26 protein-coding genes, 1 pseudogene and 1 CRISPR repeat array are annotated in these 26,005 nt (G+C 37.0%); of the genes and pseudogenes, 19 read left to right on the top strand and 8 right to left on the bottom strand.

Features of this window, described 5'->3' with window-relative positions; genetic code table 11:
• Positions 1-247: 247 nt before the first annotated feature.
• From CTY47_RS02005 to cas2, 10 genes are all read left to right on the top strand, one after another.
• On the top strand, positions 248-856 hold the full coding sequence (locus tag CTY47_RS02005; protein WP_099463180.1) for a master DNA invertase Mpi family serine-type recombinase: 609 nt from the start codon (positions 248-250) through the stop codon (positions 854-856).
• Between the two features lie 250 nt (positions 857-1,106).
• A complete protein-coding gene (gene ndk, locus CTY47_RS02010) occupies positions 1,107-1,568 on the top strand; it encodes a nucleoside-diphosphate kinase (protein WP_099463181.1) in 462 nt (153 codons plus the stop codon).
• 305 nt (positions 1,569-1,873) lie between these two features.
• Positions 1,874-2,374 carry a DUF4494 domain-containing protein gene (locus CTY47_RS02015; protein ID WP_099463182.1) on the top strand — a complete coding sequence of 167 codons (501 nt, stop codon included), beginning with the start codon at positions 1,874-1,876 and terminating at the stop codon, positions 2,372-2,374.
• A gap of 5 nt (positions 2,375-2,379) precedes the next feature.
• The gene (locus CTY47_RS02020; RefSeq protein WP_099463183.1) at positions 2,380-3,048 is read left to right on the top strand and encodes a YggS family pyridoxal phosphate-dependent enzyme; all 669 of its coding nucleotides are present in this window, start codon (positions 2,380-2,382) and stop codon (positions 3,046-3,048) included.
• Between the two features lie 84 nt (positions 3,049-3,132).
• Positions 3,133-4,110 (top strand): dihydroorotate dehydrogenase-like protein, encoded by a 978-nt coding sequence (locus CTY47_RS02025; protein ID WP_099463184.1) that lies wholly within the window; start codon positions 3,133-3,135, stop codon positions 4,108-4,110.
• A gap of 171 nt (positions 4,111-4,281) precedes the next feature.
• Positions 4,282-4,647, top strand: coding sequence for a winged helix DNA-binding protein (locus tag CTY47_RS02030; RefSeq protein WP_099463185.1), 366 nt, complete (start codon positions 4,282-4,284; stop codon positions 4,645-4,647).
• 65 nt (positions 4,648-4,712) lie between these two features.
• Entirely contained in the window at positions 4,713-7,151 is a 2,439-nt protein-coding gene (locus CTY47_RS02035) for a CoA-disulfide reductase (protein WP_099463186.1), read from the top strand.
• 270 nt (positions 7,152-7,421) lie between these two features.
• Entirely contained in the window at positions 7,422-11,540 is a 4,119-nt protein-coding gene (gene cas9 / locus CTY47_RS02040) for a type II CRISPR RNA-guided endonuclease Cas9 (protein WP_099463187.1), read from the top strand.
• A gap of 12 nt (positions 11,541-11,552) precedes the next feature.
• Positions 11,553-12,485: a type II CRISPR-associated endonuclease Cas1 gene (cas1, locus tag CTY47_RS02045; protein ID WP_099463188.1), complete on the top strand. Its 933-nt coding sequence runs from the start codon at positions 11,553-11,555 to the stop codon at positions 12,483-12,485.
• A complete protein-coding gene (cas2, locus tag CTY47_RS02050) occupies positions 12,482-12,814 on the top strand; it encodes a CRISPR-associated endonuclease Cas2 (RefSeq protein ID WP_099463189.1) in 333 nt (110 codons plus the stop codon). Before cas1 ends, cas2 begins: the two co-directional genes overlap by 4 nt.
• A 109-nt stretch (positions 12,815-12,923) precedes the next feature.
• A CRISPR array of direct repeats spans positions 12,924-13,277; the repeat unit is 47 nt; unit sequence ATTGTATTCAGTATGTCAAAGATAATAGTTTGAAAGCAAATCACAAC.
• A 364-nt stretch (positions 13,278-13,641) separates the two neighbouring features.
• Here the strand turns inward: cas2 and CTY47_RS02055 are convergent.
• The 5 genes from CTY47_RS02055 to rplU all read right to left on the bottom strand — a co-directional run bounded on the left by CTY47_RS02055 (position 13,642) and on the right by rplU (position 17,105).
• Entirely contained in the window at positions 13,642-14,346 is a 705-nt protein-coding gene (locus CTY47_RS02055) for a DUF4396 domain-containing protein (protein ID WP_099464037.1), read from the bottom strand.
• Positions 14,347-14,505: 159 nt separating this feature from the next.
• A complete protein-coding gene (gene serS, locus CTY47_RS02060; RefSeq protein WP_099463190.1) occupies positions 14,506-15,777 on the bottom strand; it encodes a serine--tRNA ligase in 1,272 nt (423 codons plus the stop codon).
• 77 nt (positions 15,778-15,854) lie between these two features.
• Positions 15,855-16,382, bottom strand: coding sequence for an NlpC/P60 family protein (locus CTY47_RS02065; RefSeq protein WP_099463191.1), 528 nt, complete (start codon positions 16,380-16,382; stop codon positions 15,855-15,857).
• A 119-nt stretch (positions 16,383-16,501) separates the two neighbouring features.
• Positions 16,502-16,765 (bottom strand): 50S ribosomal protein L27, encoded by a 264-nt coding sequence (gene rpmA / locus CTY47_RS02070; protein WP_099463192.1) that lies wholly within the window; start codon positions 16,763-16,765, stop codon positions 16,502-16,504.
• Between the two features lie 22 nt (positions 16,766-16,787).
• Positions 16,788-17,105 carry a 50S ribosomal protein L21 gene (rplU, locus tag CTY47_RS02075; protein WP_099463193.1) on the bottom strand — a complete coding sequence of 106 codons (318 nt, stop codon included), beginning with the start codon at positions 17,103-17,105 and terminating at the stop codon, positions 16,788-16,790.
• Between the two features lie 344 nt (positions 17,106-17,449).
• On the opposite strand from rplU, the pseudogene CTY47_RS02080 reads away from it, so the two are divergent.
• The 7 genes and pseudogenes from CTY47_RS02080 to gap form a co-directional block, all read left to right on the top strand.
• Positions 17,450-18,454 (top strand): annotated as a pseudogene (locus tag CTY47_RS02080) (ISAs1 family transposase); the annotation flags it as partial.
• Positions 18,455-18,634: a hypothetical protein gene (locus tag CTY47_RS17220; protein ID WP_233202118.1), complete on the top strand. Its 180-nt coding sequence runs from the start codon at positions 18,455-18,457 to the stop codon at positions 18,632-18,634.
• A 240-nt stretch (positions 18,635-18,874) separates the two neighbouring features.
• Positions 18,875-19,738: a 50S ribosomal protein L11 methyltransferase gene (prmA, locus tag CTY47_RS02090; RefSeq protein WP_099463196.1), complete on the top strand. Its 864-nt coding sequence runs from the start codon at positions 18,875-18,877 to the stop codon at positions 19,736-19,738.
• A 79-nt stretch (positions 19,739-19,817) separates the two neighbouring features.
• Positions 19,818-20,042, top strand: a complete 225-nt coding sequence (locus CTY47_RS02095) for a YtxH domain-containing protein (protein WP_099463197.1) — start codon at positions 19,818-19,820, stop codon at positions 20,040-20,042.
• A gap of 10 nt (positions 20,043-20,052) precedes the next feature.
• A complete protein-coding gene (locus tag CTY47_RS02100) occupies positions 20,053-20,460 on the top strand; it encodes a phage holin family protein (protein ID WP_099463198.1) in 408 nt (135 codons plus the stop codon).
• The gene (locus CTY47_RS02105) at positions 20,408-20,797 is read left to right on the top strand and encodes a hypothetical protein (RefSeq protein WP_233202072.1); all 390 of its coding nucleotides are present in this window, start codon (positions 20,408-20,410) and stop codon (positions 20,795-20,797) included. The genes CTY47_RS02100 and CTY47_RS02105 overlap by 53 nt, the downstream gene beginning before the upstream one ends.
• Before the next feature lie 239 nt (positions 20,798-21,036).
• Positions 21,037-22,038: a type I glyceraldehyde-3-phosphate dehydrogenase gene (gene gap / locus CTY47_RS02110; RefSeq protein WP_099463199.1), complete on the top strand. Its 1,002-nt coding sequence runs from the start codon at positions 21,037-21,039 to the stop codon at positions 22,036-22,038.
• A gap of 294 nt (positions 22,039-22,332) precedes the next feature.
• Here the strand turns inward: gap and CTY47_RS17225 are convergent, their stop codons facing one another.
• Together CTY47_RS17225 and CTY47_RS17230 are read right to left on the bottom strand one after the other, a co-directional pair.
• Complete coding sequence (locus CTY47_RS17225; RefSeq protein ID WP_233202073.1) at positions 22,333-22,746, bottom strand: hypothetical protein; 414 nt, start codon at positions 22,744-22,746, stop codon at positions 22,333-22,335.
• 3 nt (positions 22,747-22,749) lie between these two features.
• Positions 22,750-23,139 carry a hypothetical protein gene (locus CTY47_RS17230; protein WP_233202074.1) on the bottom strand — a complete coding sequence of 130 codons (390 nt, stop codon included), beginning with the start codon at positions 23,137-23,139 and terminating at the stop codon, positions 22,750-22,752.
• A 94-nt stretch (positions 23,140-23,233) separates the two neighbouring features.
• Between CTY47_RS17230 and miaA the strand changes: the two genes are divergently transcribed.
• Both miaA and kdsA read left to right on the top strand, forming a co-directional pair.
• Complete coding sequence (miaA, locus tag CTY47_RS02120; protein ID WP_099463200.1) at positions 23,234-24,157, top strand: tRNA (adenosine(37)-N6)-dimethylallyltransferase MiaA; 924 nt, start codon at positions 23,234-23,236, stop codon at positions 24,155-24,157.
• A 1-nt stretch (position 24,158) separates the two neighbouring features.
• Positions 24,159-24,962: a 3-deoxy-8-phosphooctulonate synthase gene (gene kdsA, locus CTY47_RS02125; protein ID WP_099463201.1), complete on the top strand. Its 804-nt coding sequence runs from the start codon at positions 24,159-24,161 to the stop codon at positions 24,960-24,962.
• Positions 24,963-25,076: 114 nt separating this feature from the next.
• Here the strand turns inward: kdsA and CTY47_RS02130 are convergent, their stop codons facing one another.
• Complete coding sequence (locus CTY47_RS02130; RefSeq protein WP_099463202.1) at positions 25,077-25,778, bottom strand: Crp/Fnr family transcriptional regulator; 702 nt, start codon at positions 25,776-25,778, stop codon at positions 25,077-25,079.
• Between the last annotated feature and the right edge of the window lie 227 nt (positions 25,779-26,005).

Genomic DNA, 26,005 nt, shown 5'->3' on the forward strand with positions numbered 1-26,005 from the left:
GACGTTTTTATACTAAAAGAACTCACTACACTAAGTAAATGGTCTATAAATTAGACCTGTAAAGGTACAAGTTTTATTTAATTTTTTCATTCTCCATACGTATTCATTTAAATTATCATTTTAAGAAAGGCATTAAATACCCTGCAAAAATTTAGAGTCCGATAAAAAAAGTTTGTTTTTACTAATCGACTCTTTGGATTAATACATAAAACGTATCTTACTTTGTATTTACTTAATATATAATAGTATGGTATACGGTTATGTAAGAGTCAGTACAGACAAACAAAGCACTGACAATCAAAGATTTGAAATTGAAAAATTCATCAAAGCTAGAAATATGCATATTGATAGCTGGGTAGATGAAACAATCAGTGGGACGAAAGGTATATCCGAACGTCAATTGGGCAAATTGCTGAAGCAAATACGCAAAGGCGATATTCTTATTACAACTGAGCTTTCCCGCCTTGGGCGTAATCTGATGCAAGTTATGAGTTTTTTGCATCAATGTATGGAAAGGGATATTATTGTTTTTACAGTAAAAGAGGGATACGAACTCGGTAATAATATTAACAGTAAAATTTTAGCATTTGCATTTAGTTTAAGTGCCGAAATTGAACGCAACCTCATATCTCAACGAACCCGCGAAGCTTTGGCCAGAAAGAAGACAGAAGGTACTAAATTGGGGCGCCCGAAAGGTTTCAGTCTGGATCAATGTAAACTAGCAGGTAAAGAAGAAATAATCCTGAAATTTTTAAAGGAGAAAAAAACGAAGTTATATATCAGTAAAAAACTGGGTGTCAACAGACAGACTCTACGTGATTTTATGAAAAATCATCTGGAATCGCCTCAGAAATAAAACCAGAATGGAAATTAGAACTTTTAACAACTTAGCAATTTTTTAACTTGTGTTAAATTAAGCAAGTTCCTCCATCCTTTTCTGCATTTATTTGTTTATTCGTATTAACTTGCAGAATTATATAGAGAAAATATGTTCGAAATATCTAAAAAGATACTTTTTCCTCTGTTTTTTACTATAGACAGAGGTAGTATTATTTACATCTATTTTGATTTGTAGACTTTAGTTCAATCTCTTAATACAATTCTAAATGGAAAAAACACTCGTAATTTTAAAACCATGCACTGTTCAGCGCGGTTTGATCGGTGAAATTGTTTCTCGTTTTGAGAAAAAGGGGCTTCGTCTGGCAGGTATGAAAATGACCTGGTTGACTGACGAAATTTTAAGCGAACATTATGCACATCTGAAAGAAAAACCTTTCTTTCAGAGAATTAAAGATGCAATGAGCGTATGTCCTGTAATTGTATGTTGTTGGGAAGGTGTTGACGCTATACAGGTTGTACGCACTTTAGCCGGTGCTACAAACGGAAGGAATGCAGCTCCCGGAACTATCCGGGGAGATTATAGCATGAGTGTACAAGAAAATATTGTACATGCATCCGATTCGCCGGAAACAGCAGCTATGGAATTAAAAAGATTTTTCAATGATACAGAAATCTACGATTATAAGTTAAACAATCTGTTGAGTCTGTATGCCAATGATGAATTTTAATCATAAAATAGCCGGAATTGCAAGGTAAAAAACCTTTTCAATTCCGGCTATTATATTTAGAAACTTACATCCTATCCTCTCGAACCGGATGAACAACCTAATTACTAATCTAAAAATCTAATACCATGAAAAACACACTACAACTTAATAACAAAAGCAGATTCAAAAAAGTTTCGGAAACGATCTCTTTTTCCATTTCATTCGAATGGAATAAAAGTTGACTTTATTGTATTTTTCCCCAATTGCGTCTATATTTGTACTTTTATTATCAACAAGAGTACAGACAAAATTAAAATGTATTAGATATGCATAATTGGTTTGAATGCAAAGTATCTTACGAAAAGATACTTGAAAACGGAATGCAGAAAAAGGTTACCGAACCTTACTTGGTAGACGCCCTGTCTTTCACAGAAGCAGAAGCTCGCATTATTGAAGAAATACGCCCTTTCATAACCGGCGAATTTACTGTAACAGACATTAAACGGGCTCGTCTTTCCGAACTATTCTTCAATGAAAATGGAGATCGTTTTTACAAAATAAAAGTCTATTTCATCACATTGGATGAAAAAAGCGGAGCAGAAAAGAAAACTGCCGCACAAATGCTTGCACAAGCTTGTACACTGAAAGAAGCTATTGCCGTATTGGAAGACGGAATGAAAGGAACTATGGCCGATTATACTATTGCCTCTGTTACTGAAACCCAGTTAATGGACGTATTCCCGTTTGATGCAAACAGCATCCCTTCTGCTCCAAAAACGGGAGAAGAACTGATAGCCGAACAAAAGAAGCAGGCAGAAGAAAAGTAACAAATATGAGTATCACCCAGAATTTAGTACGACTGAAAGCTTCATTACCGGAAGGCATAAAGCTTGTTGCAGTATCAAAGTTTCATCCGGCAGAAGCTATACAGGAAGCGTATAATGCCGGACAACGCGTGTTTGGAGAAAGTAGAGCACAGGAATTGACTGCCAAACAGAAAGTACTGCCAGGAGATATTGAATGGCATTTTATCGGACCATTACAAAGTAATAAAGTAAAAGACATTGCTCCGTTTATTTATATGATCCACAGTATAGATTCTTTAAAGCTATTACAGGAAGTAAATAAACAGGCTGCAAAACAAAACCGGATCGTCCGCGTATTATTGGAAATACATGTTGCAGAAGAAGAAACAAAACATGGTTATACACCGGAAGAATGCAAAGAACTATTGGAAAGCAAAGCCCCTTTTGAATTGAAAAACATTTGTATATGCGGAATCATGGGAATGGCAACAAACACGGACGATACAGAACAAGTCCGTAAAGAGTTCCACTTGTTACACAATTTGTTTTTGGAAATCAAAGAGGCATACTTCAAAAACAACGAATATTTTACAGAATTATCTATGGGTATGAGCCATGATTACCCATCTGCTATCCAGGAAGGCTGTACAATTATTCGTGTGGGAACCAGCATCTTCGGCGAACGTGAGTATTAGTCTTTTAACCATTTTAAATAACGGAGATAAAGGCTTGACAAAATAAATATCTATATTTGTAAAGTTAAACGAAATTAAATCGACATGATTGACATTAAAACCCAATATGCGGGACTTACACTTCGTAATCCGCTTATTGTTGGCAGTTCTGGGTTAACCAATAAAGCAGAACGCAACAAGGAATTTGAAAAAGCCGGTGCTGGTGCTATTGTATTGAAGTCGCTTTTCGAAGAACAGATTGAAATGCAAAGCGAAATACTTATGCAAGATTCCGATTACCCAGAAGCTGCAGACTACATTCGAGGTTATGTAAAAGCCAACCAGGTAAACGATTATATTGAGCTAATCAAAAAATCAAAGGAACTTTGTACAATACCTATTATAGCAAGTATCAATTGCTATAAAGCCGATGCATGGATTGATTTTGCCAAACAAATAGAACTGGCCGGTGCCGATGCCCTGGAATTAAACGTATTTTTCCTTGAAACCGAAATAGGACAAGACTTTAATGAAATACGGGATCTTTACGTAAATATTATCCGCAGAGTTAAAGAAACAGTATCAATTCCTGTCATCTTAAAAATAGGAAAAAATTTCAGTAATATTCCAGATCTAGTTAATACGTTAAAGGTAAATGGAGCCGATGGAGTTGTCTTATTCAACCGGTTCTATCAACCGGATATTGATATTAATAACATGCAGTTAGTTTCGGGTAACGTATTTAGTAGCCACTCAGATCTGAGCGATACAATTCGATGGACAGCTATTATTTCCGGGAAAATTCCGGGAATCAGCATTGCGTCATCAACAGGAATTCATGATTGGGAAGACGTTATCAAATGTCTTTTGGCTGGAGCATCTGCAGTACAAATGTGCAGTGCAGTTTACACACATGGATCGGAAATTATTTCGCAAGTACTTACCTGCATAGAAGAATGGATGCATCAGACACATTACCATTCGATTTCTCAATTTTGCGGAAAGCTAAATTATGCAAACATCTCCAATCCTGCAGTATATGAACGTTCACAATTTATGAAATATTTTTCTAACAGAGACTAGTAAATATCTCACAACAATAAAAGGAACCCGCCTGAAAAGTAATATTTGCATATTACTTTTCAGGCGGGTTCCTTTTATTTGTAAATAAGGCAAATAAAATATTTTCCACTAAACAATATTTTTACAAGAAATTATTTATATATTTGCAGCTATAATTCAATTTATAAAAAAATGGAGCCTATTTGCATTATAAAAGACATATATAAAACGCTGTATGCATTTGAAAAGACATTCACAGAAAACAACGATATAACAATCAACGAAGCAATGCTACTTTGTTGTTTGAAAGAGGGAGAATCAAAGTCTGCCGGAACGATTTGTGAATTTATCGGACTTTCCAACTCCAGAGTTTCCAAAGTAATTACAGCAGTGGAAAACAAAGGATTTATTCGCAGGAATATCAACAAAAACGATAAACGGCAAATGTTTTTCTCTCTTACATCAAAAGGAAAAGAGAAAATACAACAAATGATGGAAAAGGAATTAAACTTTGATTTTCTTTTCGACCAATTACAAAATTGCATACAAAAGGAATAATCCCTTTTTTTATCCAATTATTTTCCACTAACAACTATGTATAGTATAAACAAAATAAATAAATTATGAAGTATTTGATTATTGGAGGCGTAGCCGGTGGAGCAACCGTAGCAGCCCGTTTGCGTAGAATGGACGAGAAAGCTGATATTATCTTGTTTGAACGCGGTAAGTATGTTTCGTATGCCAACTGTGGACTTCCTTATTATATAGGAGACACTATTAATGACAGAAACAAACTTTTCGTACAAACGGTAAAAGGTTTTACCGACAGGTTTCGTATCGATATTCGTACAGAACAAGAAGTAACAGCTATCTATCCCGACAAAAAACAAGTTGAAGTAAAAAATTTATCCACCGGAGAAATATATACCGAAACATACAATAAACTGGTTCTCTCACCAGGAGCAGAACCGTTGCGCCCAGGTATTGAAGGAATCCAAAGTAAAAAAATATTTACATTACGAAACATTCCCGATACAGATACTATAAAAAACTATGTAAATAAAGAAAAGCCCCAGCAAGCCGTTGTAGTTGGCGGAGGTTTCATTGGTCTGGAAATGGCAGAAAATCTTCACGAATTAGGCATTCATGTTACAATTATTGAAATGGCTAACCAGGTGATGGCACCATTGGATTATTCCATGGCAGCTATTGTTCACCAGCATTTGAAAGAAAAAAAAGTAAACCTGCTCTTAGAAGATGGTGTTGATCGCTTTGAAGAAAAAGGGAACAACATAATTGTGCACCTCAAAAGCGGGAAGCAAGTAGTTTCGGACATGGTTCTACTAAGCATTGGAGTACGTCCCGAAACGAAACTGGCAAAAGAAGCCAACTTAACTCTTGGTAAACTGGGAGGTATTGAAGTCAATAAATATATGCAGACTTCCGATCCGGATATTTATGCTTTAGGCGATGCCATAGAAGTAAAACATTTGGTAACCGGCAAACCGGCATTAATACCATTGGCAGGTCCGGCAAATAAACAAGGCCGTATCGTGGCTGACAATATCGTTTTCGGTAATAAAGAAACTTATCAGGGAACTATTGGAAATTCCATTGCCAAGGTATTTGATCTGACAGTCGCGACTGCCGGAGCCAATGCAAAATTATTGAAACGTGAACAGATTATTTATTGTTCTTCTTATACACACTCTGCTTCCCATGCAGGTTATTATCCGGGAGCCGTACCTCTATCTATTAAAGTACTGTTTTCACCGGAAAGCGGTCAATTATTTGGAGCTCAAGTTGTAGGCTTTGGCGGCGTTGATAAACGCATTGAAATGATGGCACAGGTAATACAACGAAAAGGAACGATCTACGATTTAATTTCTTTGGAACAAGCCTATGCTCCTCCATATTCTTCTGCAAAAGACCCGGTAAACATGGCCGGATATGTCGCTGAAAATATCCTGACAGGGAAAGTCAAAGTAGTACAATGGAGAGACATCGCCAATTTAGACAAAGATACGCTTTTGGTAGATGTCCGTACCCGTGATGAATACAATCTTGGTTCTTTGCCCGGAGCGATAAATATTCCGGTAGATGAATTGCGTGAACGTCTTTCCGAGCTACCAAAGGATAAACCCATAATAGTAAGTTGCGCTATAGGTCTCCGTGGCTATTTGGCTTATCGTATATTAGAGCAAAATGGTTATACTAACATCCGCAACCTATCGGGTGGATATAAAACATGGCACACTGCAACGGCGAAAATAACCCAACACAATAATTCTGTTCCCAACAAACCCATAATTGATGATGAGCCAGAAAGAACCTCAGGCAAATTAATCGAAATAGATGCATGCGGACTACAATGTCCGGGACCTGTCCTTCAACTCAAAAAGCATTATAGCGACCTGCAAACAGGCGAACGTTTACGTATTACAGCTACCGATCAGGGATTTGCCAAAGACGTTTCTTCTTGGTGTAATATGACTGGAGCCCGTTTAGTTGAAGTAAAAAATAAAGCCGGCATCATTCATGCAACCATAGAAAAAGGAGAAGCTAAAAATGCTTGCAAAATGATTACCAACGGAGACAACAAAACATTAATTGTTTTCAGTGATGATCTGGACAAAGCACTAGCCTCGTTTGTTATTGCAAACGGAGCAGCTTCTACCGGTAAAAAAGTAACTATGTTTTTCACATTTTGGGGGCTGAATGTCATAAAGAAACGAAAGAAACCGGCCGTATCAAAAGATATATTCGGAAAAATGTTCGGTTGGATGATGCCTTCACACAGTGGAAAACTAAAACTTTCAAAAATGAATATGGCAGGAGCCGGCAGTTGGATGATGCGTCTTATTATGAAACGCAAACATATCGACAGTTTGGAAAGCTTAATTACCCAAGCTACAGAAAACGGAGTGGAAATGATTGCCTGTACAATGAGTATGGACGTTATGGGTGTCAAAAAAGAAGAACTTCTAGACACTGTTACTTTGGGCGGAGTCGCCTCCTATCTTGAACGTGCCGAAGAGGCTAATGTGAATTTATTCATCTAACCAACACAAATACATTATTCCTATTTTTAACTATTTCCAAAACTAACTCTGATAAGCCAAAAGGCTGCTTTTACAAGCAACTTTTTGGCTTTTATAATTCAAAAACAAAGGGCGAGTTGCCCCGCCCTAAATGTTTTCACAACGGAATGATCCTTATTGTGATTTGCTTCAAATTATCTTTGTATTAGCAAAGATATACATTTTTCAATAAGAACAAGAATATGTTTACAGATATTTCTTATTTTTGAAAAAAACACAAATTTAATACAAATGAAAAAAATATTAGGTCTGGACTTAGGCACAAATAGCATTGGGTGGGCATTAATAAATGAAGCAGAAAATAAGGAAGAGATATCTTCTATTGTAAAATTAGGAGTACGCGTTAACCCTTTAACTGTTGATGAACAAAAAAAATTTGAACAGGGAAAAAGTATTACTACAAATGCAGATCGAAGCCTTAAAAAAAGTATGCGAAGAAATTTGCAACGTTACAAACTCCGTCGCCAGAATCTTATTGAAGTACTGTGCAACAATGGTTTTATTACCAATAACACTATCTTATCTGAAAAAGGGAATTACACAACATTTCAGACCTATCGCCTACGTTCGAAAGCAATTACTGAAAAAATAACACTGGAGGAATTCTCACGCGTTCTTTTAATGATAAATAAGAAACGAGGATATAAAAGCAGTCGGAAAGTTCAATCAAATGATGAAGGAGAATTAATTGACAGTATGTCTATAGCCTTACAATTATATGAAAACGACCAGACTCCCGGCCAATTCTCTTTATCTTTATTAAGACAAGGAAAGAAACGTCTCCCTGCTTTTTACCGTTCTGATTTGCAATTAGAACTAAATAAAATATGGAATTTCCAAAAACAATTTTATCCGGATATCTTAACAAACGAATTCAGAGAACAAATTAAAGATAAAAGTAAACTGAATACCTCTAAAATATTTTTAGGCAAATATAAAATTTATACTGCGGACAATAAAGAGAAAAATAAGCAATTACAAGCTTATCTATGGCGTTCAGAAGCATTAAGCAAACAACTCTCATTGGAAGAAATTGCATTTGTAGTCAGTGATGTAAATGGAGCAATCTACAATTCGAGTGGTTATTTAGGCAACATCTGCAACAGAAGTAAAGAATTATATTTCAACAAACAAACCGTAGGACAATATTTAATGGCAGAATTGGATAAAAATCATAATTACAGCCTTAAAAACAAAATATTCTATCGCCAAGACTACTTAGATGAATTTGAAAAGTTATGGGAAACGCAAGCTTTGTATCATCCGGAACTCACTTCAAAATTGAAAAAAGAAATAAGAGATATTATCATCTTTTATCAACGCCCTCTGAAAAGCAAAAAGGGATTAATTGATTTTTGTGAATTTGAGAGCAAAAATATAGAAATAACCTGCGACGGTAAAAAAAATTTGAAAACAGTTGGCCTTCGAGTATGTCCTAAATCCTCTCCTTTATTTCAGGAATTTAAAATCTGGCAGATACTTAACAATATAATAGTAACAGAAGGAAGAAACCACAAACGTTTCCTGGAGCAAGAAGAGAAAGAACGGCTTTTTGCTGAATTGAACTGGAAAGAAAAACTATCTAAAGCCGAAATTTTACAATTATTATATGTAAAACCGATAGGTATCGATTTAAATTTTAAAGAAATAGAAGGTAATCGGACACAAGCCGCACTACTCAATATTTATTTGAGTATTATCGAAGCTAGCGGACATGACAGATCAAATTTATCCCAAATGTCTATGCCAGAGGTTGTAGATGTTATAAAATCCATATTTAATGGTTTAGGATACAATACTGGTATTCTATCCTTTGACTCCTCATTAGAGGGCAAAAAATTTGAAGAACAACCCATGTACAGGTTATGGCATTTGCTTTATTCTTTTGAAGGAGATGACTCCAAAACCGGAAATGAAAAATTAGTGAATAAATTAATTGAACTATATGGATTCGAGAAAGAATATGCCATTTTACTTGCAAATATTACCTTCCAACCTGATTACGGAAGTTTAAGCACTAAAGCTATACGCAAAATATTGTCGTTCATGAAAGCTGGACATGAATATAGTTTAGCTTGTGAATATGCTAAATACCAATACTCTAAAAGAGCATTGACTAAAGAAGAACTGAACAAGAAAGTTTACAAAGATAGACTATCCCTCCTACCTCGTAATAGCTTGAGAAATCCTGTTGTAGAAAAGATACTCAATCAAATGATTAATGTCGTCAACTCTATTGTGGAGACTTATGGAAAACCGGATGAAATTCGCATCGAATTAGCAAGAGAATTAAAAAAGAACGCTAAAGAGCGGGAAAAAATGACAAATAGCATTAGAAAAGCTACAAGTGAAAAAGAAGAATATAAAACAATCCTGCAAAAAGAATTTGGACTTACAAATGTAAGCCGTAATGATATTATACGTTATAAGTTATATTTGGAATTAAAAGAAAATGGCTATAAAACATTATATTCAAACACTTATATTCCCAGAGAAGAACTTTTTAGCAAAAAGTTCGATATTGAACATATCATTCCACAAGCCAAATTATTTGACGATTCATTTTCCAATAAAACGCTTGAAAGCCGCAATGTAAATATTGCAAAAAGCAATACCACCGCTTACGATTTTGTGAAAAATAAATATAGTGAACAAGAGTTATCTGATTATGAAGAAAGGATTCATAGACTCTTCAAAAATAATTCTATCAGTAAGGCCAAACACGACAAACTGCTCATGGAAGAAGCTAATATTCCAAGTGGATTTATAGAAAGAGATTTACGGGATTCACAATATATCGCAAAGAAAGCACGTGAAATACTGGAAGATTTAGTAAAGTTTGTCGTACCCACTATTGGCTCTATTACAGACAGGTTACGTGAAGATTGGCAGTTGGTGAATATCATGCAGGAGTTAAATTGGGAGAAATATAATAAGCTTGGGCTCACTGAAATTTATGAAGATAAAGATGGCCGGAAAATACGCCGAATCAAAGATTGGACAAAACGCAATGACCATCGGCATCATGCCATGGACGCCTTGACAATCGCTTTTACGAAACAAAGTATCATTCAATATCTAAATAATATGAATGCAAAAAGCGATAAGTCTGGAAGCATTTATGGCATTGAACAAAAAGAATTATATAGAGATGAACACAATAAGTCAAGATTCATTCCTCCAATGCCATTAAATACATTTAGAGCAGAAGCCAAACGACAGTTAGAAAGTATTTTAGTCTCAATCAAAGCGAAAAACAAAGTTGTTACACAAAACACCAATAAAACAAAGAAAAAAAATGGTCTAAATACAAAAGTACAACTTACCCCACGTGGTCAGTTGCATAATGAAACCATATATGGAAGCATTAAGCAATACGTCATTAATATGGAAAAAGTAGGTTCAAATTTTAACTCTGAAAAAATCTTGCAAGTAGCCAATAAAGAATACCGCGAAGCTTTATTGCATCGTTTAACTATATTTGATAACAACCCCCAAAAGGCATTTACGAGAAAAAACAGTTTGGATAAAAATCCAATCTACTTGAATAAACTTCAAACTAAACAAGTTCCATCAATAGTAAAAACAGTTTCATTGGAAACCATTTATACGATTCGTAAAGAAGTCTCTCCTGATTTGAAAATAGAGAAAGTTATTGATGCCCAAATTCGTCGGATTTTAGAAGCACGATTATATGAATATAAAGGAAATACTAAGCAAGCATTTTCTAATTTGGAAGAAAATCCCATTTGGCTAAATAAAGAAAAAAATATTGCTATTAAACGAGTAACAATAAGCGGTGTCAGCAATGCAGTCGCTCTGCATGACAAACGAGATCATAACGGGCATCCTATTCTTGATGGAAAAGGCAAGAAACAACCGGTTGACTTTGTAAGTACTAATAATAATCATCATGTAGCTATTTATAGAGATGCGAACAACCATTTGCAGGAAAATGTCATTTCTTTCTTTGAAGCTACAACTCGTGCGTCTCTGGGATTACCAATTGTGGATAAAGAATATAAAAAATCAGAAGGATGGATATTTTTATTTTCCATGAAACAAAATGAATACTTTGTTTTCTCAAATAAAGAGGCAGGTTTCGATCCAAGTGAAATAGACTTAATGGACCCCGATAATTATACACGAATTAGTCCGAATTTATTTAGGGTGCAAAAAATTACAACAAAAGATTATGTATTCAGGCATCATTTGGAAACAACAGTTAATGACGTAAAAGAACTACAAAACATCACTTGGGTCAGATTTCAATCCTTAACTGATATAGATAAACTAATTAAAGTAAGAATAAATCATATCGGTCAAATTATTTCCGTTGGAGAATATTAAAACGAAACAACCATGATAAAAAGCACATTATACTTTGGAAATCCGGCATATCTATCATTGAAAAATAATCAATTAGTTATCAAGCTCCCTGAAGTAGAAAAAAATAATACTTTACCGGATAGTTTCAAAAGAGACGCGGTCATAAGTAAGCCAGTAGAAGATATTGGGGTTGTCGTTTTAGATAACAAACAAGTCACTATAACTTCCGGAGTTTTGGAAGCTCTTCTTGAAAACAACTGTGCTATTATTACATGCGACTGTAAAAGTATGCCCGTTGGACTTATGCTACCTTTATGCGGAAATACGACTCAAAACGAGCGTTTCCGGGATCAGTTGGACGCGTCTTTACCATTAAAAAAACAACTTTGGCAACAAACAATCAAGATGAAGATCGACAATCAAGCGACAGTTTTGTTTAAAAGCAGAAATTGTGAAATTAAAAATATGCGTGTGTGGGCTAATAATGTCCGAAGTGGAGATCCGGATAATTTAGAAGCTCGTGCAGCAGCCTACTACTGGAAAAATCTATTTCCGGATATTAAAGATTTTACCAGAGACAGAGAAGGGATTCCACCCAATAATTTATTAAATTATGGATATGCCATCTTGCGTGCTGTGGTTGCCAGAGGATTAGTGTCAAGCGGCTTACTGCCGACTTTAGGCATCCATCATCATAATCGTTATAATGCCTATTGCTTGGCAGATGATATCATGGAGCCTTATCGCCCATATGTTGATGAACTAATAGTCAATATTATAAGCAATAATAACGACATTACAAATCTGCCAAAAGAAATAAAGGCAAAACTATTAACAGTCCCAACTTTAGAAGTTTCTGTTAACGGAAAACGTAGTCCTCTCATGGTCGCTGTAAGCCAAACGACAGCTTCATTATACAAATGTTTTAGTGGTGAACTTCGCCACATAGCATATCCGGAAATATGAATAGATTTAGTGAATATCGTATTATGTGGGTTCTTGTATTTTTTGATCTCCCGACAGACACAAAAAAAGAAAAGAAAGCTCATGCTGACTTTCGAAAGAATTTGCAAAAAGATGGTTTTACTATGTTTCAATTTTCTATCTATATACGCCATTGCGCAAGCGTTGAAAATGCAGATGTACACATAAAAAGAGTTAAATCCTTTCTTCCACCCAATGGCCAAGTAGGTATTCTATGCATAACAGATAAACAATTTGGCAACATTGAGCTTTTCTTTGGTAAAAAAGAGCAGCCTGTTAATACCCCAGGCCAACAATTAGAACTTTTTTAAAATAAGAAATCCTGCTTTTTAAGTAGGATTTCTTACTGAATTACAATCATTTTTTATTTTCCCAATCACACGCATTAAGCACTGAATTCCAACTAATTGCAGACAGTCTATTGTATTCAGTATGTCAAAGATAATAGTTTGAAAGCAAATCACAACGGCATGGGAGATGTCCCATTATCAATATAGATTGTATTCAGTATGTCAAAGATAATAGTTTGAAAGCAAATCACAACTAACAGGCTGGCTGATGAATTTAATACAGAATTGTATTCAGTATGTCAAAGATAATAGTTTGAAAGCAAATCACAACTCCATCAATAAAGATTTATCGACACAGCCATTGTATTCAGTATGTCAAAGATAATAGTTTGAAAGCAAATCACAACATGTCTATATTTTTTTAGAAATCCTCGTTTATTGTATTCAGTATGTCAAAGATAATAGTTTGAAAGCAAATCACAACGCAACAGTGGTGGGAATGAATTTGCCACATGTTGTATTCAGTATGTCAAAGATAGCTAAAACTAACCGATTATACCAAATATTGATTGAACGGATTTTTCAGATATCGGAAATTGATTCACATCTCTGCCATTTTTGTTTTCAAAGAATAACCACTAAGTACTATGTAGTCGAAAAGGGACTAAAGTCTTCATCCCCGTAAGATAACTTGACTTCTGTAATTTGCAATCCAATATTATGATGACAAGTAAAACTATCTATTTATTTTCAGCTCTCAATTAGAAAAATAGAACATTCTATCACCCACAGAACATTCCGCTGTTTATACTAGAATAAGCGCTGATCCATTAGAATTTTTATTAAACTCACATCGCCGGCTTGATACCATTCTTTACTAAAAACCAATTCATGGGATAAGAACACAAAAAACCGGCACACATTGCCAATTGCATAATAAACCAAAATAAAAAAGTATCATGCGGTAACGAATAAGGCATTGCTACAATAATCAGCAGATAAGACAATATATACATTCCGGCTTGCCAACTGGTCAGAGAAAGGAAATCCACTTTCAAAGCCCTTAAAAAGACAGAGCTTCTTGTTGCACTTTTCATCATCGGACGAATAGCTGCATACTGAAACCAAGCTCCGATAATCAATGCCAAAATATAATCCAGCGTCCACTGCCATACAATATTATATAAACCTAGAGAAAACAAAAGCTTTGAACCGACGGACTCACCTATTATATCAGCCAACGTACATCCGGCACCACAGTGAAAAGTCGATAATGCTATCTTTTGCCAAAAAGGTTTATCATCCATTCTCATATTCATGCCAGACATATCCATATCCTTGTCCATACTCATATCCATAGACGATCCGGCAGATTTTCCAAAAGAAAAATAAGCCCATAGACCAAGCAAACCACTCCACAAGGCAGTCAAAGGCCATACGACATTCATAACCTTCATCGATTGGGAGTGCAGCCTTAAGCTCTGTATGATAATTGCAGCAGAAATAAAAGCAAAAATTAAAAACAAAACAGAAACAATCGTAAGTAAAAGCATAGCCTTTTGTTTTATATTAGTATTATGTGAATACGAACAAACCGTAAATATTAAATGTTCACCCGGTAACATAACCCAAAAAGATCCCGACACTACTAAAAGCATCGGGATCTTTTCATAAAATAACAGGATCAAAATCCTTACAATATGTCATTCTTATTATTTAATCATATCAAAGCCTGTATAAGGAATCAAAGCCTTTGGAATACGAATGCCTTCCGGAGTCTGATTATTCTCCAATAAAGCAGCCACAATACGGGGCAAAGCTAATGCACTACCATTTAATGTGTGGCAAAGTTGGGTTTTCTTATTTGCGTCACGATAACGACATTTCAGGCGATTTGCCTGATAGCTCTCAAAGTTTGAAACCGAACTAACCTCCAACCAACGTTTTTGAGCTTCCGAATAGACTTCAAAGTCAAAACACAAAGCAGAAGTAAAACTCATATCCCCTCCGCAAAGACGAAGAATACGATAAGGCAATTCCAACTTTTGAACCAAACCTTCTACGTGAGCCAACATTTCTTTCAAAGATTCATAGGAATGTTCCGGTGTATCGATCCGTACAATTTCTATCTTTGAAAATTCATGCAAACGGTTCAATCCGCGAACATCCTTACCATAAGAACCTGCTTCGCGACGGAAGCATTGAGTATAAGCGCAATTCTTTATCGGCAATGAATTTTCATCTAAAATAACATCGCGATAGATGTTTGTCACCGGAACCTCCGCCGTTGGGATCAAATACAAATCATCCAACCCACAATGATACATCTGCCCTTCTTTATCAGGCAACTGCCCTGTTCCGTAGCCGGAAGCAGCATTCACTACCGTAGGAGGCATAATTTCCATATAACCGGAATTACGGGCTTCATCCAGGAAAAAGTTAATTAAAGCACGTTGCAATCTGGCTCCCTGGCCTTTATAAACAGGAAAGCCGGCACCGGTTATCTTAACCCCCAAATCAAAATCAATCAAATCATATTTCTTTGCCAATTCCCAATGGGGAAGCGCATCCTTAGGAAGCTCTGTTTCCATACCTCCCATTTTCTCTACGACATTATCATCTGCGCCATTTCCTTCAGGCACACTTTCGTGAGGCATATTAGGAACCGTATATAGCAGATTTGTTATCTCTTCCTGGGCATTGTCCATAGCTTCCTGCAAATCTTTATTGCCTTCTTTCATCTCGGCAACTTTTGCACGTGCAGCTTCAGCCTCTTCTTTCTTTCCTTCCTTCATTAACTGACCGATCGACTTCGATATACGGTTCAGTTCTGCCAGATTAGCATCCAGAGCGGTCTGGCTATTACGTCTTGTCTTATCTAACTCGATAATCTTACCGATAATCTCTTTCGCATCAAAATGCTTTTTGGCCAATCTGCGGATTACTTCATCCGGATTTTCCGTAATTACTTTAAGCGTCAACATACTTTCAGTCTATGTTTTTTAAATGAAATGCAAATGTACGTAGAATTAAACAAAATAGAGCAAGCTATCTAAAAAAACTATTTCACGCGTCCGCCACTCAACCAGGTTCGCAGATAATATGGTTCGCTCAGACTGCTCACCATCACACCGCTTGAAGTACTGGTATGGATAAACCGTCCATTCTTCAGGTATATACCTACATGGTTAGGCGCATTTTTCTTCCCTCTTCCTCCTGTACGAAAAAAGACAAGATCACCTTCCTGCAGCTTTGCCCGGCTTACCTTGCGGCAATCATACTTTAGCATATCGGCCGACGAACGAGAAAGCTGCTTTCCATATACCTCCCGAAAGACAATCGCTACAAAAGCGGAACAGTCTACACCCCGCTTTGTCAAGCCTCCCATTCGATGCGGAACACCCAGCCATTTAGCTCCTTCGTTATATAAGTAGATATTATCATCCGGTGTAATCCGAATACCGTAAAGACGGGACAACTCTTTCGGACCTTTAAAATCAGAAGGTAAAATAACTGTTGCTCTCCTGCTTCCGCACGAAGATAATAGAAGCAAAGCCAAAAGAATATATAGAAATTGTTGTTTATTCACAGATACGTCTTTTTTACAAAGGTAATGGTTTTCTTATTTCTGTTATATATTAAGAAAACAAAAAGAGGACATTCTTCAATGAAGATGTCCTCTTTTTATACTTTTCTATCAAGAAAAACTTACGCTTCTGCAACCGGTTGGATTGAAACGAAAGATCTGTCTTCTTTTGTTCTACGGAAAGTAACAACACCGTCTACCAGAGCATACAATGTATGATCTTTACCGATACCTACGTTTTCACCCGGGTGATGAACTGTACCTCTCTGGCGAACCAAAATGTTACCAGCTTTAGCAATTTCTCCACCAAAAAGCTTTACACCTAATCTTTTGCTATGTGATTCACGGCCGTTCTTAGAACTACCCACACCTTTCTTATGTGCCATTTCTTTTTTTCTCCTTTAAACGTTAAGCAACAATCTCTTTAATACTCACTTCGGTGAACTGCTGACGGTGACCGTTCAACTTGCGGTAACCTTTTCTTCTTTTCTTATGGAAAATAAGAACCTTGTCACCTTTTACCAGCGGAGACAGTACTTCGCATACTACCTTTGCGCCTTCAACTGTAGGAACACCTACTTTTACATCACCATCGTTGTCAACCAACAATACTTTGTCAAACTCAACAACAGCACCGCTTTCTGCATTCTGAATGTGGTGAACAAATAATTTCTTTCCTTGTTCAGCCTTGAACTGTTGTCCGTTAATTTCTACGATTACGTACATCTGTCTTTTTAATTTAAACAGGTTAGGTCCCGGGGGTGGGCGTCGTCTCCGACTCCTCTTGTTTACCCTCTGCAGATTTTCAGACTGCAAAAGTACTGCATCCGAATTTATTATGCAAATGTTTCATGAATATTTTTGTTACCATACCCGGCACGCGCATCAAAAAATAACGCCTGTTGCATTCTGATCTTTTGACAAAAGCTCCGTCACGTCATATACATTATAATATATGCCTGGTGTAACTGTCCTGTCCTCAGGGCAAACGCATTAGGATTTTTTCTTTCTTTCCTGTGTTTTTTGTACTTTTTTCTACCTTTGCTTTGTATCTCTAACTTATATTCTTTATGACTCCTTCTTCTGATTACTCTTTATTATTATCTTTTGCTCGTGATGTTGAAGACTTCCGTACAGGTAATCGTCTATACTACCCTTCCTGTAGCATTATTTTCATGGCTTTTGTTGGTATCCTTTGTGGAGGTAAAGACTGGGATGATATCGTTGAAATCGCTGAATCTAGTGAAGATTTGCTCTCTGAGTACTTAGGTTCTTGTTTTGTTGGTGTGCCTTCCCATGATACTTTTAGTCGCTTTTTCTCTTTGGTTAATCCCTCGAGTTTGGAACAGTCTTTTCGCAAGACTATGTCAGCCCTTCAATCTCAATTACGCGGCGATTTGGATCATTCTCAGGCTAGTAAAGATAAAGAAATAGTAGCCTTTGATGGCAAATATGCTGCCTCTGTAACCGATGTTTCTGGTTTGAATGTAGTTACTGCTTATGCTACCGGAACCGGATTGTGTTTAGGACAGGAGGTGGCAGATAAAAAGATAAACGAGCCCGAGCAACTTCGCAAATTAGTTACAGACCTTTATTTGGCAAGTACTATTATTACTGCGGACGCTCTACATTGTCAAAAAGAGTCTATCAAAGCTATTACAGCAGCTAAAGCTGATTATCTGATTATTGTGAAAGCCAATCAAGAGAAATTATATGAAGGTATATTAGAAGGGATTCGAGTAGAAAACAACCGTGATAAAGCTAAATGGATAGATCATGCCGAAGAAATAACCCGAGGACATGGGAGAGAAGAAGTCCGTATTTGTCATTCCTGTTCTCATTAGGGATGGATACCTGAGTGTGGAAAAGAATGGGAAGGAATCAAAAGCTTTGGTACAATTACTTCCCAAAGAACGATACTGTCTACAGGAGAAACGACCACAGAAACAAGATGTTTCATATCTTCCTTGGAGAAAGATGCACCCATGCAATTGAATATCATACGAAATCACTGGAAAATAGAGAACAATTTGCATTGGCAACTAGATGTATCTTTTAATGAAGATGAGACCAAAATGAAAAAGAACCAAGTGTTAAACCTGGCTATATTAAGAAAAATGGCAATGCCGGTACTGAAAGCCTTTACATACAAAAAAGGAGCATCCTTGAAAAAGAAAATGTTAGCAGCAGCATTAAAGCCCAATATAAAGAAAGAGATAATGAAAAAGGCAATGGTACTATATCAAAAATCCTAATGCGTTTGCCCTGTTTCTTCCCTGGCAAAATGAATGTTGATAATCGTCAACCGAATGGTCGACAATTATCAGCCGTACGGTTGACAATTGTCGGCCGCTTGGCTCACAATTGTCAACATGAATTTTGCCAGGGATATTAATTACAAAACATATACTATTATTTCTATTTTTCCATACGCCGAAAATCAAAGATATTTCGTATATTTGTGAATAAAACGTCTTATACCAAAAACGAAAAAGATGAATTACTACGAACTCGATTTCACATATACTTCACCCATAGAAGCATCCATACTGAACGACGTGCTTGCCGCCGAATTAGGCGAAATAGGTTTTGAAAGTTTTACAGAAAACGAATATGGATTGCTTGGCTACATCCCAGATACTTCATATAATGAGATAATATTAACGGATAAACTGAAAAACTTTCCGCTGGAAAAAGTTGACATCCATTATACGGCAAAGTTGATTGAAAGCAAAGATTGGAACGAAGAATGGGAAAAAAACTATTTTAAACCTATCCGTATCGGAAACGAATGTATAATACGTGCCTCATTCCACAAGCCCGAACCAGGTTATGCCTATAACATCATTATTGATCCGAAAATGGCTTTCGGCACGGGCAACCATGAAACGACTTACCTGATGATAAATGAGATGCTAAAATTAGATCTCGAAGATAAAGAAATACTGGATATGGGTTGCGGAACAGCCGTCCTTGCCATTCTAGCCTGTATGAAAGGAGCCAAGCGGGTAATAGGTATAGATATTGACGAATGGGCTTACAACAACGCGCTCGAAAACATCAGACTGAATAATGCACGAAAAATAGAAATTGCATTAGGCGGTGCAGAACAAATTCCGAATTTCGGCCTCTTTGATATTGTATTTGCCAATATAAACCGAAATATCCTGCTCAATGATATACAACGTTATACGCAATGTATGAAGCCGGGAGCTCTTTTATTTATGAGCGGATTTTATACAGAAGATATACCAGTAATTGAGGTCGAGTGTATTAAGAACGGGCTTACACTACTATCCCATGCAGAAAAAAACAATTGGGTAGCCGTAAAAACAATAAAAAACGATAACATTAATTAACCTCAAAAGTTAATACAATAATAAACTATAGTCTAAATAAAAACGTTATCTTAGTAGAAACTTTTAAAAAGGAAGAGTTATGAAAAACGTAGATTCTAAATTATTGCTAGGCCTCGTAGTAGGCGCTGCTGTAGGTGCAGCTGTAGGTTATTTAGCCGCTTCGGATAAAAGAGAACAGCTATTGGAAGATCTGAAAGAAGTAGCAGGCAAGGTAAAAGACGGCTTCAACTCTGCTTTGGCTAAGGCAAAGGAAAGCGGAGCTTTGAAAAGTGTAAAAGAAAAAGTAGCTGAAAGCGCAGAATAAAACTGATATAATGGAGAACGACTCAGAAAAATTCTTCGGTAAGCTAAAAAATGATATCTCAGCTTATGTGGAGTTAAAGCTTGAGCTCCTGAAATTAAGCACATACGAAAGGACCGGAAAGGTAATTGCGGTTCTTTCGTACAACTTGGTGTTATTGTTTCTGGCCTTCTTTGCTATCTTATTTATCTTTCTTGCCCTGGGATTTTTCTTGGGAGATTTGTTCAATTCATCCGGCTTGGGCTTTGTCAGTGTAGCAATTCTGTATATACTGCTAATTGGTATCATTGTAATAAACAAGAACAAGATTAGTAATGCCATACTGAACGAAGTCATCATAGCAATGACAGCAAATGACGATAAAAACAATGCAACAGAAAATAAACAACAAACAGACACCACTGGAGAAGCTGATTTCTGATAAAGAGCGCATTCGGAAACAATGCAAGGAACATGAACAGAAACTCAACGAAGACTTCTCTTATATCCAAGAGAATGCAGGGAGTTTATTGCTTTCAGGCGTATCGTCTTTATTGTTCCCAAAAACAAGATCGGCAGCTAAATCCGGCGAAAACACAACAACACAAAATGACAACGGCGATCTACCTGCTGTCCCATTAGGCTTCTCTGACTATCTGTCTATTACCAAGAGTATGCTACCCCTTGCTTGGGACATTGCCCAACCGTTTATCATGACCTGGGGCATAAAAAAAGCAAAGAATTTACTTAGGAGCGTATTCTCGAAGAAAAAGAAATAAGCCCAACAATTAATTTATGTTAGAAAACATACTTTTCTGACCTTATTATAAAGCTCAATACAAAAAACATAGTTACATTTGCAGTCGTTAAAAGCAAGGATAAAATGAAACACTGTATCTATTTAATAGTAGTAATTGCATTAATGCTTGCAATGTTGGTTTCATGTGCAACACCTTGTGGCTGTTAGATAAGTTTTGGACAATCAATATTTTTAATAAACCATAAAAGTTTTATTACAATGATTAAAGTAGGTATAAACGGTTTCGGCCGTATCGGACGTATGGTGTTCCGTGCTGCAGTTAAGAACTTCGGCAATGATATTCAAATCGTAGGTATCAATGACTTGTTGGATGCTGATTATTTGGCATACATGTTGAAATATGACTCAGTACACGGTCGTTTCGACGGAACAGTTGCTGTAGAAGGTAACAATTTGGTTGTAAACGGTAACAAAATCCGTCTTACTGCAGAAATGGATCCTGCTAACTTGAAGTGGAACGAAGTTGATGCAGACGTAGTTGTTGAATCAACAGGTTTCTTCTTGACTGACGAAACAGCTCGCAAACACATCCAGGCTGGTGCAAAAAAAGTGATCATGTCTGCACCTTCAAAGGATGCTACTCCTATGTTCGTTTATGGCGTTAACGACAAAACTTACGCAGGTCAGGACATCATCTCTAACGCTTCTTGTACAACTAACTGTTTGGCTCCTATCGCTAAAGTATTGAACGACAAGTTCGGCATCGTTAAAGGTTTGATGACTACAGTTCACGCTGCTACAGCTACTCAGAAGACTGTTGACGGTCCTTCTAAGAAAGACTGGAGAGGTGGTCGTGGTATCCTTGAAAACATCATCCCTTCTTCAACTGGTGCTGCTAAGGCTGTAGGTAAAGTATTACCTGTATTGAACGGTAAATTGACTGGTATGGCATTCCGCGTACCGACTTCTGACGTTTCAGTTGTTGACTTGACAGTAGTTCTTGAAAAGGCTGCTACAATGGAAGATATCTGTGCTGCTATGAAGGCTGCTTCTGAAGGCGAATTGAAAGGTGTACTTGGCTATACTGAAGATGCAGTTGTTTCAACTGACTTCCGTGGTTGCGCTAACACTTCAATCTTCGATGCTAAAGCTGGTATCTCTTTGGATTCTAACTTTGCCAAGATCGTTTCTTGGTATGACAACGAATGGGGTTATTCAAACAAAGTTTGTGAAATGGCTCGCGTTATCGCTGGTAAGTAATTTATCACAAAATAATACAGAAAGCCGTCCTCACAAGGGACGGCTTTTTTATTTTCCGAACATACCACAGACACAACAGGAAACTCCTATTTCCCAAATCTTGAACTGTCTATTTCTTTACGCTCCTTCGATTTGAATCCTCCGAACTTATAGGTAAAAGACAATGAGATCCTTCTCGAATCAGGCACCATCTGCATTTTCAGATTCTGTGTTTTATAATAAAGGTCAAGATATTTGGGCGTCCATGTATTAAACTATTCATTCAAGCCACTGCTGCTATTAGAGACCGACCAATCATGTCCATCTAATGAATAAGAAACGACGAATATCCTGTTTGGACTGAGCATTAAAGATATTTCCTTTTCCTGTCATCTTCTCCTGATAATGTTGTGTGGTATGGTTTTTATAAAGTGTAAAATCAATACCCATACTCAACCCGAAGCCGGAAGTATAACCAAGCAAAAGATCATGCAACTGTATAGGCTTATCCGAATTCTTTCTGTTCTCCGAATCCGAATACGTTCCTTTAGAAGATGTAAAGGCATGAGACCATTGCTGAATTTCCGAAGTATAAGCCAGGCTGATCTTATTCTTATCATCCATAAACCAATCATTACCCAAACGTATCGTATGAGTTGGCCTTTTGGAGTATTCTCTGTCTGATTGTTCTATATCATAAACCTTATCTTTAAATAAATGATGAGACATTATTTATTGTCCTGTGCGATCTTGGTTATAGCCAAACGAATATATGAAATCCGTAGACGATTTGGAAGTGCTATACAGTACTGTCGCTCCTCCCTGATAATTTGCATAATGCCCTTGACTATACAGCGCATTCACTTGTCCCTGCAATTGGGGTTCATCCGATGTTCCACTTTTCAGAACCAGATTAATAACAGAACCACGTACATGATATTGAGGCGGTGCGCTATAAATGATTTCAGCTTCCCTGACACGCTCTTTTGGCATATTTTTCAATAAATCTGCCAGTTGGCTTGCATTCATATTTGTAGCCTTACCATTAATGATAACCGTAACTCCATTCGTTCCGGCAAGTTCTATATTTCCTCTGCGTTCCTGAACTTCGGGAAGTTCCAAAAAAGAAGCAATTATTTATTTGACCGAGGTATTCTTTTGGAAATATTAAGTAAGATAGCTATTTGGAGCATTTTTACCTATCTTTGTCTGCATAATGAAAAAGTATGAACTAATTACCGTTTTGGGGCCTACAGCATCCGGCAAAACATCTTTTGCTGCTGCCTTGGCCGAGCGTCTGGACACGGAGATTATCAGTGCAGATTCCAGGCAAATATACCGTTCGATGGATATAGGAACAGGAAAAGACCTGAAAGACTATGTGGTAAACGGCAAAGCAGTTCCTTATCATCTGATTGATATTTGCGAGCCCGGATATAAATATAATGTATTCGAATACCAACACGATTTTTTCCGCGCTTACCAATCTATCAAAGAGAAAGGCAAACTGCCCGTACTTTGTGGAGGAACCGGAATGTATATAGAAGCTGTACTGAAGGGATATAAGCTACTGGATGTTCCACAGAATCCGGCTCTACGGGAATCGTTGAAAGATAAATCTTTGCAGGAACTGGAGAATATATTAGCTTCGTACAAGAGATTACACAATAAAACAGATGTAGATTCTGCCCAACGTGCTATCCGTGCCATCGAGATTGAAGAGTATTATAAAACGGAAGCACCGGATGCAAACGAATACGATCCTATCCATAGCCTGATTATTGGCATTGACATAGACCGCGAGCTACGTCGCGGGAAGATATCCAAACGTTTACGTGACCGGTTAAACGAAGGCATGGTAGATGAAGTTCGCAATATCATAGCCGGCGGTGTAAAGCCGGACGACCTGATTTATTATGGTCTGGAATATAAATTCCTAACATTATATATTATAGGGAAACTGTCGTATGAAGAGATGGTTTCGCAATTAGAGATTGCCATTCATCAATTTGCTAAAAGGCAAATGACCTGGTTCCGCGGAATGGAACGCCGTGGCTGCATGATACACTGGATCGATGCTACTCTACCGACAGAAGATAAAATAGAAATCACAGAAAATTTACTTCGTAACAAAGAATAATATGATTACAATAAAAGACTTAAGCAAAAGCGACAACTTCTTCCTGATGGCAGGCCCATGTGTAATTGAGGGCGAGGATATGGCTTTACGCATAGCCGAAAAGATAGCAGATATAACAACTAAGCTAAATATTCCATATATATTTAAAGGTTCATATCGCAAGGCCAACCGTTCGCGTCTGGATTCATTTACAGGTATTGGCGACGAAAAGGCATTGAAGATTTTACGCAAAGTCAGTGAAACCTTTCATATACCGACTGTTACCGATATCCATGAGACATCCGAAGCTGCCATGGCTGCCGAATATGTAGATGTATTGCAAATTCCGGCTTTTCTATGCAGACAAACCGATCTGCTTGTTGCCGCCGCAGAAACCGGTAAAATTGTCAATATAAAGAAAGGACAGTTTCTCTCTCCCGGAGCTATGCAATTTGCTGCACAAAAAGTAGTAGACGCTGGTAATAATAACGTAATGCTGACCGAACGCGGAACAACATTCGGTTATACCGATCTCGTTGTTGATTACAGAGGGATTCCACAAATGCAGGAGTTTGGTTTTCCTGTAATCATGGATGTCACCCATTCATTACAACAGCCGAACCAAACGTCCGGTGTTACAGGAGGAATGCCTGCCCTTATAGAAACAATAGCAAAAGCTGCTATTGCAGTTGGTGCAGACGGCCTGTTTATAGAAACACATCCGGAACCTTCCAAAGCAAAATCTGATGGAGCAAATATGTTACAATTGGATTTATTAGAAGAATTGCTTACAAAACTAATTCGAATCCGGGAAGCAATAAAATAATATCTTATTTAAAAGATGAAGAAATCATCTATTCTGACCATATGATATAAATTCTAAAAACAAATGACAGCCGGCAAATACACATATAACTGTCGGCTGTCACCCTACTAACTGTTATCCCATCTTGCTGATTTTCCTCAGCTTCTCCTCATCAATAAGTTTAATCTTTCTACCATCCAACGCAATAATACGCTCAGATACAAATGTAGATAAGGTACGGATTGCATTCGAAGTAGTCATATTAGACAGATTCGCCAAATCTTCACGTGCCAGATAAATACTTAATGTGGCACCATCCTCTTCCAAACCATAACTGTCTTTCAAGAACAACAGAGATTCAGCCAAACGTCCGCGAATATGTTTTTGTGTCAGATTAACGGTACGCTCATCCGCAACTCCCAAATCAATTGAAAGCTGGCGAATAAAAAACATTGCCAAATGAGGATTACCCATCAACAATTCTGTAACAACGGCCATTGGGATCAGACAGACGGTGGATGCTTCAAAAGCAGAAGCATTCGTCAGATAATTTTCCTGAGCAAAGTTTGCACGATATCCGAAGTACTGAACAGGTTTAATCATTCGAATAATCTGGCTTCTTCCGCCAACACCTTCTTTAAAGATTTTCACCTTGCCTTTTAATAAGCACATCATGTCTTTCGGTTCGTCTCCCTCATAGTAAACCAATTCGTTCCGTTTAAAATGCTGAATGGACGAATTATTACGAAGGATTTCCCGTTCTTTATCGGTCAAAACCCTCCACACTTCTGATAAACTGGCCGATAAATCGACCTCTTCTTTTAGTTGTTTAACCACGACTGCTATATAACATACTTATGAAGCACAAATATACGGCTTTTCTTTTGAAACAATAAAACATTTTGTATGATTAATTGCAGGTAATCATAACATTTTATCTTCTTTCATCTATAATCTGAAATTTATTCATTATATTTGTATATAAAGATTAATCTACCATTGAAATACCTATATTTGATACTTGCCCTTCTTGCAACAACTGTAAGTACAATGCTAAATGCCAA

This window comes from Parabacteroides provencensis (genome assembly GCF_900232875.1).
Lineage (GTDB): Bacteria > Bacteroidota > Bacteroidia > Bacteroidales > Tannerellaceae > Parabacteroides > Parabacteroides chinchillae.

What these genes read in the sequence shown, in the direction of transcription:
- CTY47_RS02005 (WP_099463180.1), top strand. Translation starts at nt 248, where the DNA reads ATGGTATACGGTTATGTAAGAGTCAGTACAGACAAACAAAGCACTGAC.
- ndk (WP_099463181.1), top strand. Translation starts at nt 1,107, where the DNA reads ATGGAAAAAACACTCGTAATTTTAAAACCATGCACTGTTCAGCGCGGT.
- CTY47_RS02015 (WP_099463182.1), top strand. Translation starts at nt 1,874, where the DNA reads ATGCATAATTGGTTTGAATGCAAAGTATCTTACGAAAAGATACTTGAA.
- CTY47_RS02020 (WP_099463183.1), top strand. Translation starts at nt 2,380, where the DNA reads ATGAGTATCACCCAGAATTTAGTACGACTGAAAGCTTCATTACCGGAA.
- CTY47_RS02025 (WP_099463184.1), top strand. Translation starts at nt 3,133, where the DNA reads ATGATTGACATTAAAACCCAATATGCGGGACTTACACTTCGTAATCCG.
- CTY47_RS02030 (WP_099463185.1), top strand. Translation starts at nt 4,282, where the DNA reads ATGGAGCCTATTTGCATTATAAAAGACATATATAAAACGCTGTATGCA.
- CTY47_RS02035 (WP_099463186.1), top strand. Translation starts at nt 4,713, where the DNA reads ATGAAGTATTTGATTATTGGAGGCGTAGCCGGTGGAGCAACCGTAGCA.
- cas9 (WP_099463187.1), top strand. Translation starts at nt 7,422, where the DNA reads ATGAAAAAAATATTAGGTCTGGACTTAGGCACAAATAGCATTGGGTGG.
- cas1 (WP_099463188.1), top strand. Translation starts at nt 11,553, where the DNA reads ATGATAAAAAGCACATTATACTTTGGAAATCCGGCATATCTATCATTG.
- cas2 (WP_099463189.1), top strand. Translation starts at nt 12,482, where the DNA reads ATGAATAGATTTAGTGAATATCGTATTATGTGGGTTCTTGTATTTTTT.
- CTY47_RS02055 (WP_099464037.1), bottom strand. Translation starts at nt 14,346, where the DNA reads ATGCTTTTACTTACGATTGTTTCTGTTTTGTTTTTAATTTTTGCTTTT.
- serS (WP_099463190.1), bottom strand. Translation starts at nt 15,777, where the DNA reads ATGTTGACGCTTAAAGTAATTACGGAAAATCCGGATGAAGTAATCCGC.
- rpmA (WP_099463192.1), bottom strand. Translation starts at nt 16,765, where the DNA reads ATGGCACATAAGAAAGGTGTGGGTAGTTCTAAGAACGGCCGTGAATCA.
- rplU (WP_099463193.1), bottom strand. Translation starts at nt 17,105, where the DNA reads ATGTACGTAATCGTAGAAATTAACGGACAACAGTTCAAGGCTGAACAA.
- CTY47_RS17220 (WP_233202118.1), top strand. Translation starts at nt 18,455, where the DNA reads ATGAAAAAGAACCAAGTGTTAAACCTGGCTATATTAAGAAAAATGGCA.
- prmA (WP_099463196.1), top strand. Translation starts at nt 18,875, where the DNA reads ATGAATTACTACGAACTCGATTTCACATATACTTCACCCATAGAAGCA.
- CTY47_RS02095 (WP_099463197.1), top strand. Translation starts at nt 19,818, where the DNA reads ATGAAAAACGTAGATTCTAAATTATTGCTAGGCCTCGTAGTAGGCGCT.
- CTY47_RS02100 (WP_099463198.1), top strand. Translation starts at nt 20,053, where the DNA reads ATGGAGAACGACTCAGAAAAATTCTTCGGTAAGCTAAAAAATGATATC.
- CTY47_RS02105 (WP_233202072.1), top strand. Translation starts at nt 20,408, where the DNA reads ATGCAACAGAAAATAAACAACAAACAGACACCACTGGAGAAGCTGATT.
- gap (WP_099463199.1), top strand. Translation starts at nt 21,037, where the DNA reads ATGATTAAAGTAGGTATAAACGGTTTCGGCCGTATCGGACGTATGGTG.
- CTY47_RS17225 (WP_233202073.1), bottom strand. Translation starts at nt 22,746, where the DNA reads ATGTCTCATCATTTATTTAAAGATAAGGTTTATGATATAGAACAATCA.
- miaA (WP_099463200.1), top strand. Translation starts at nt 23,234, where the DNA reads ATGAAAAAGTATGAACTAATTACCGTTTTGGGGCCTACAGCATCCGGC.
- kdsA (WP_099463201.1), top strand. Translation starts at nt 24,159, where the DNA reads ATGATTACAATAAAAGACTTAAGCAAAAGCGACAACTTCTTCCTGATG.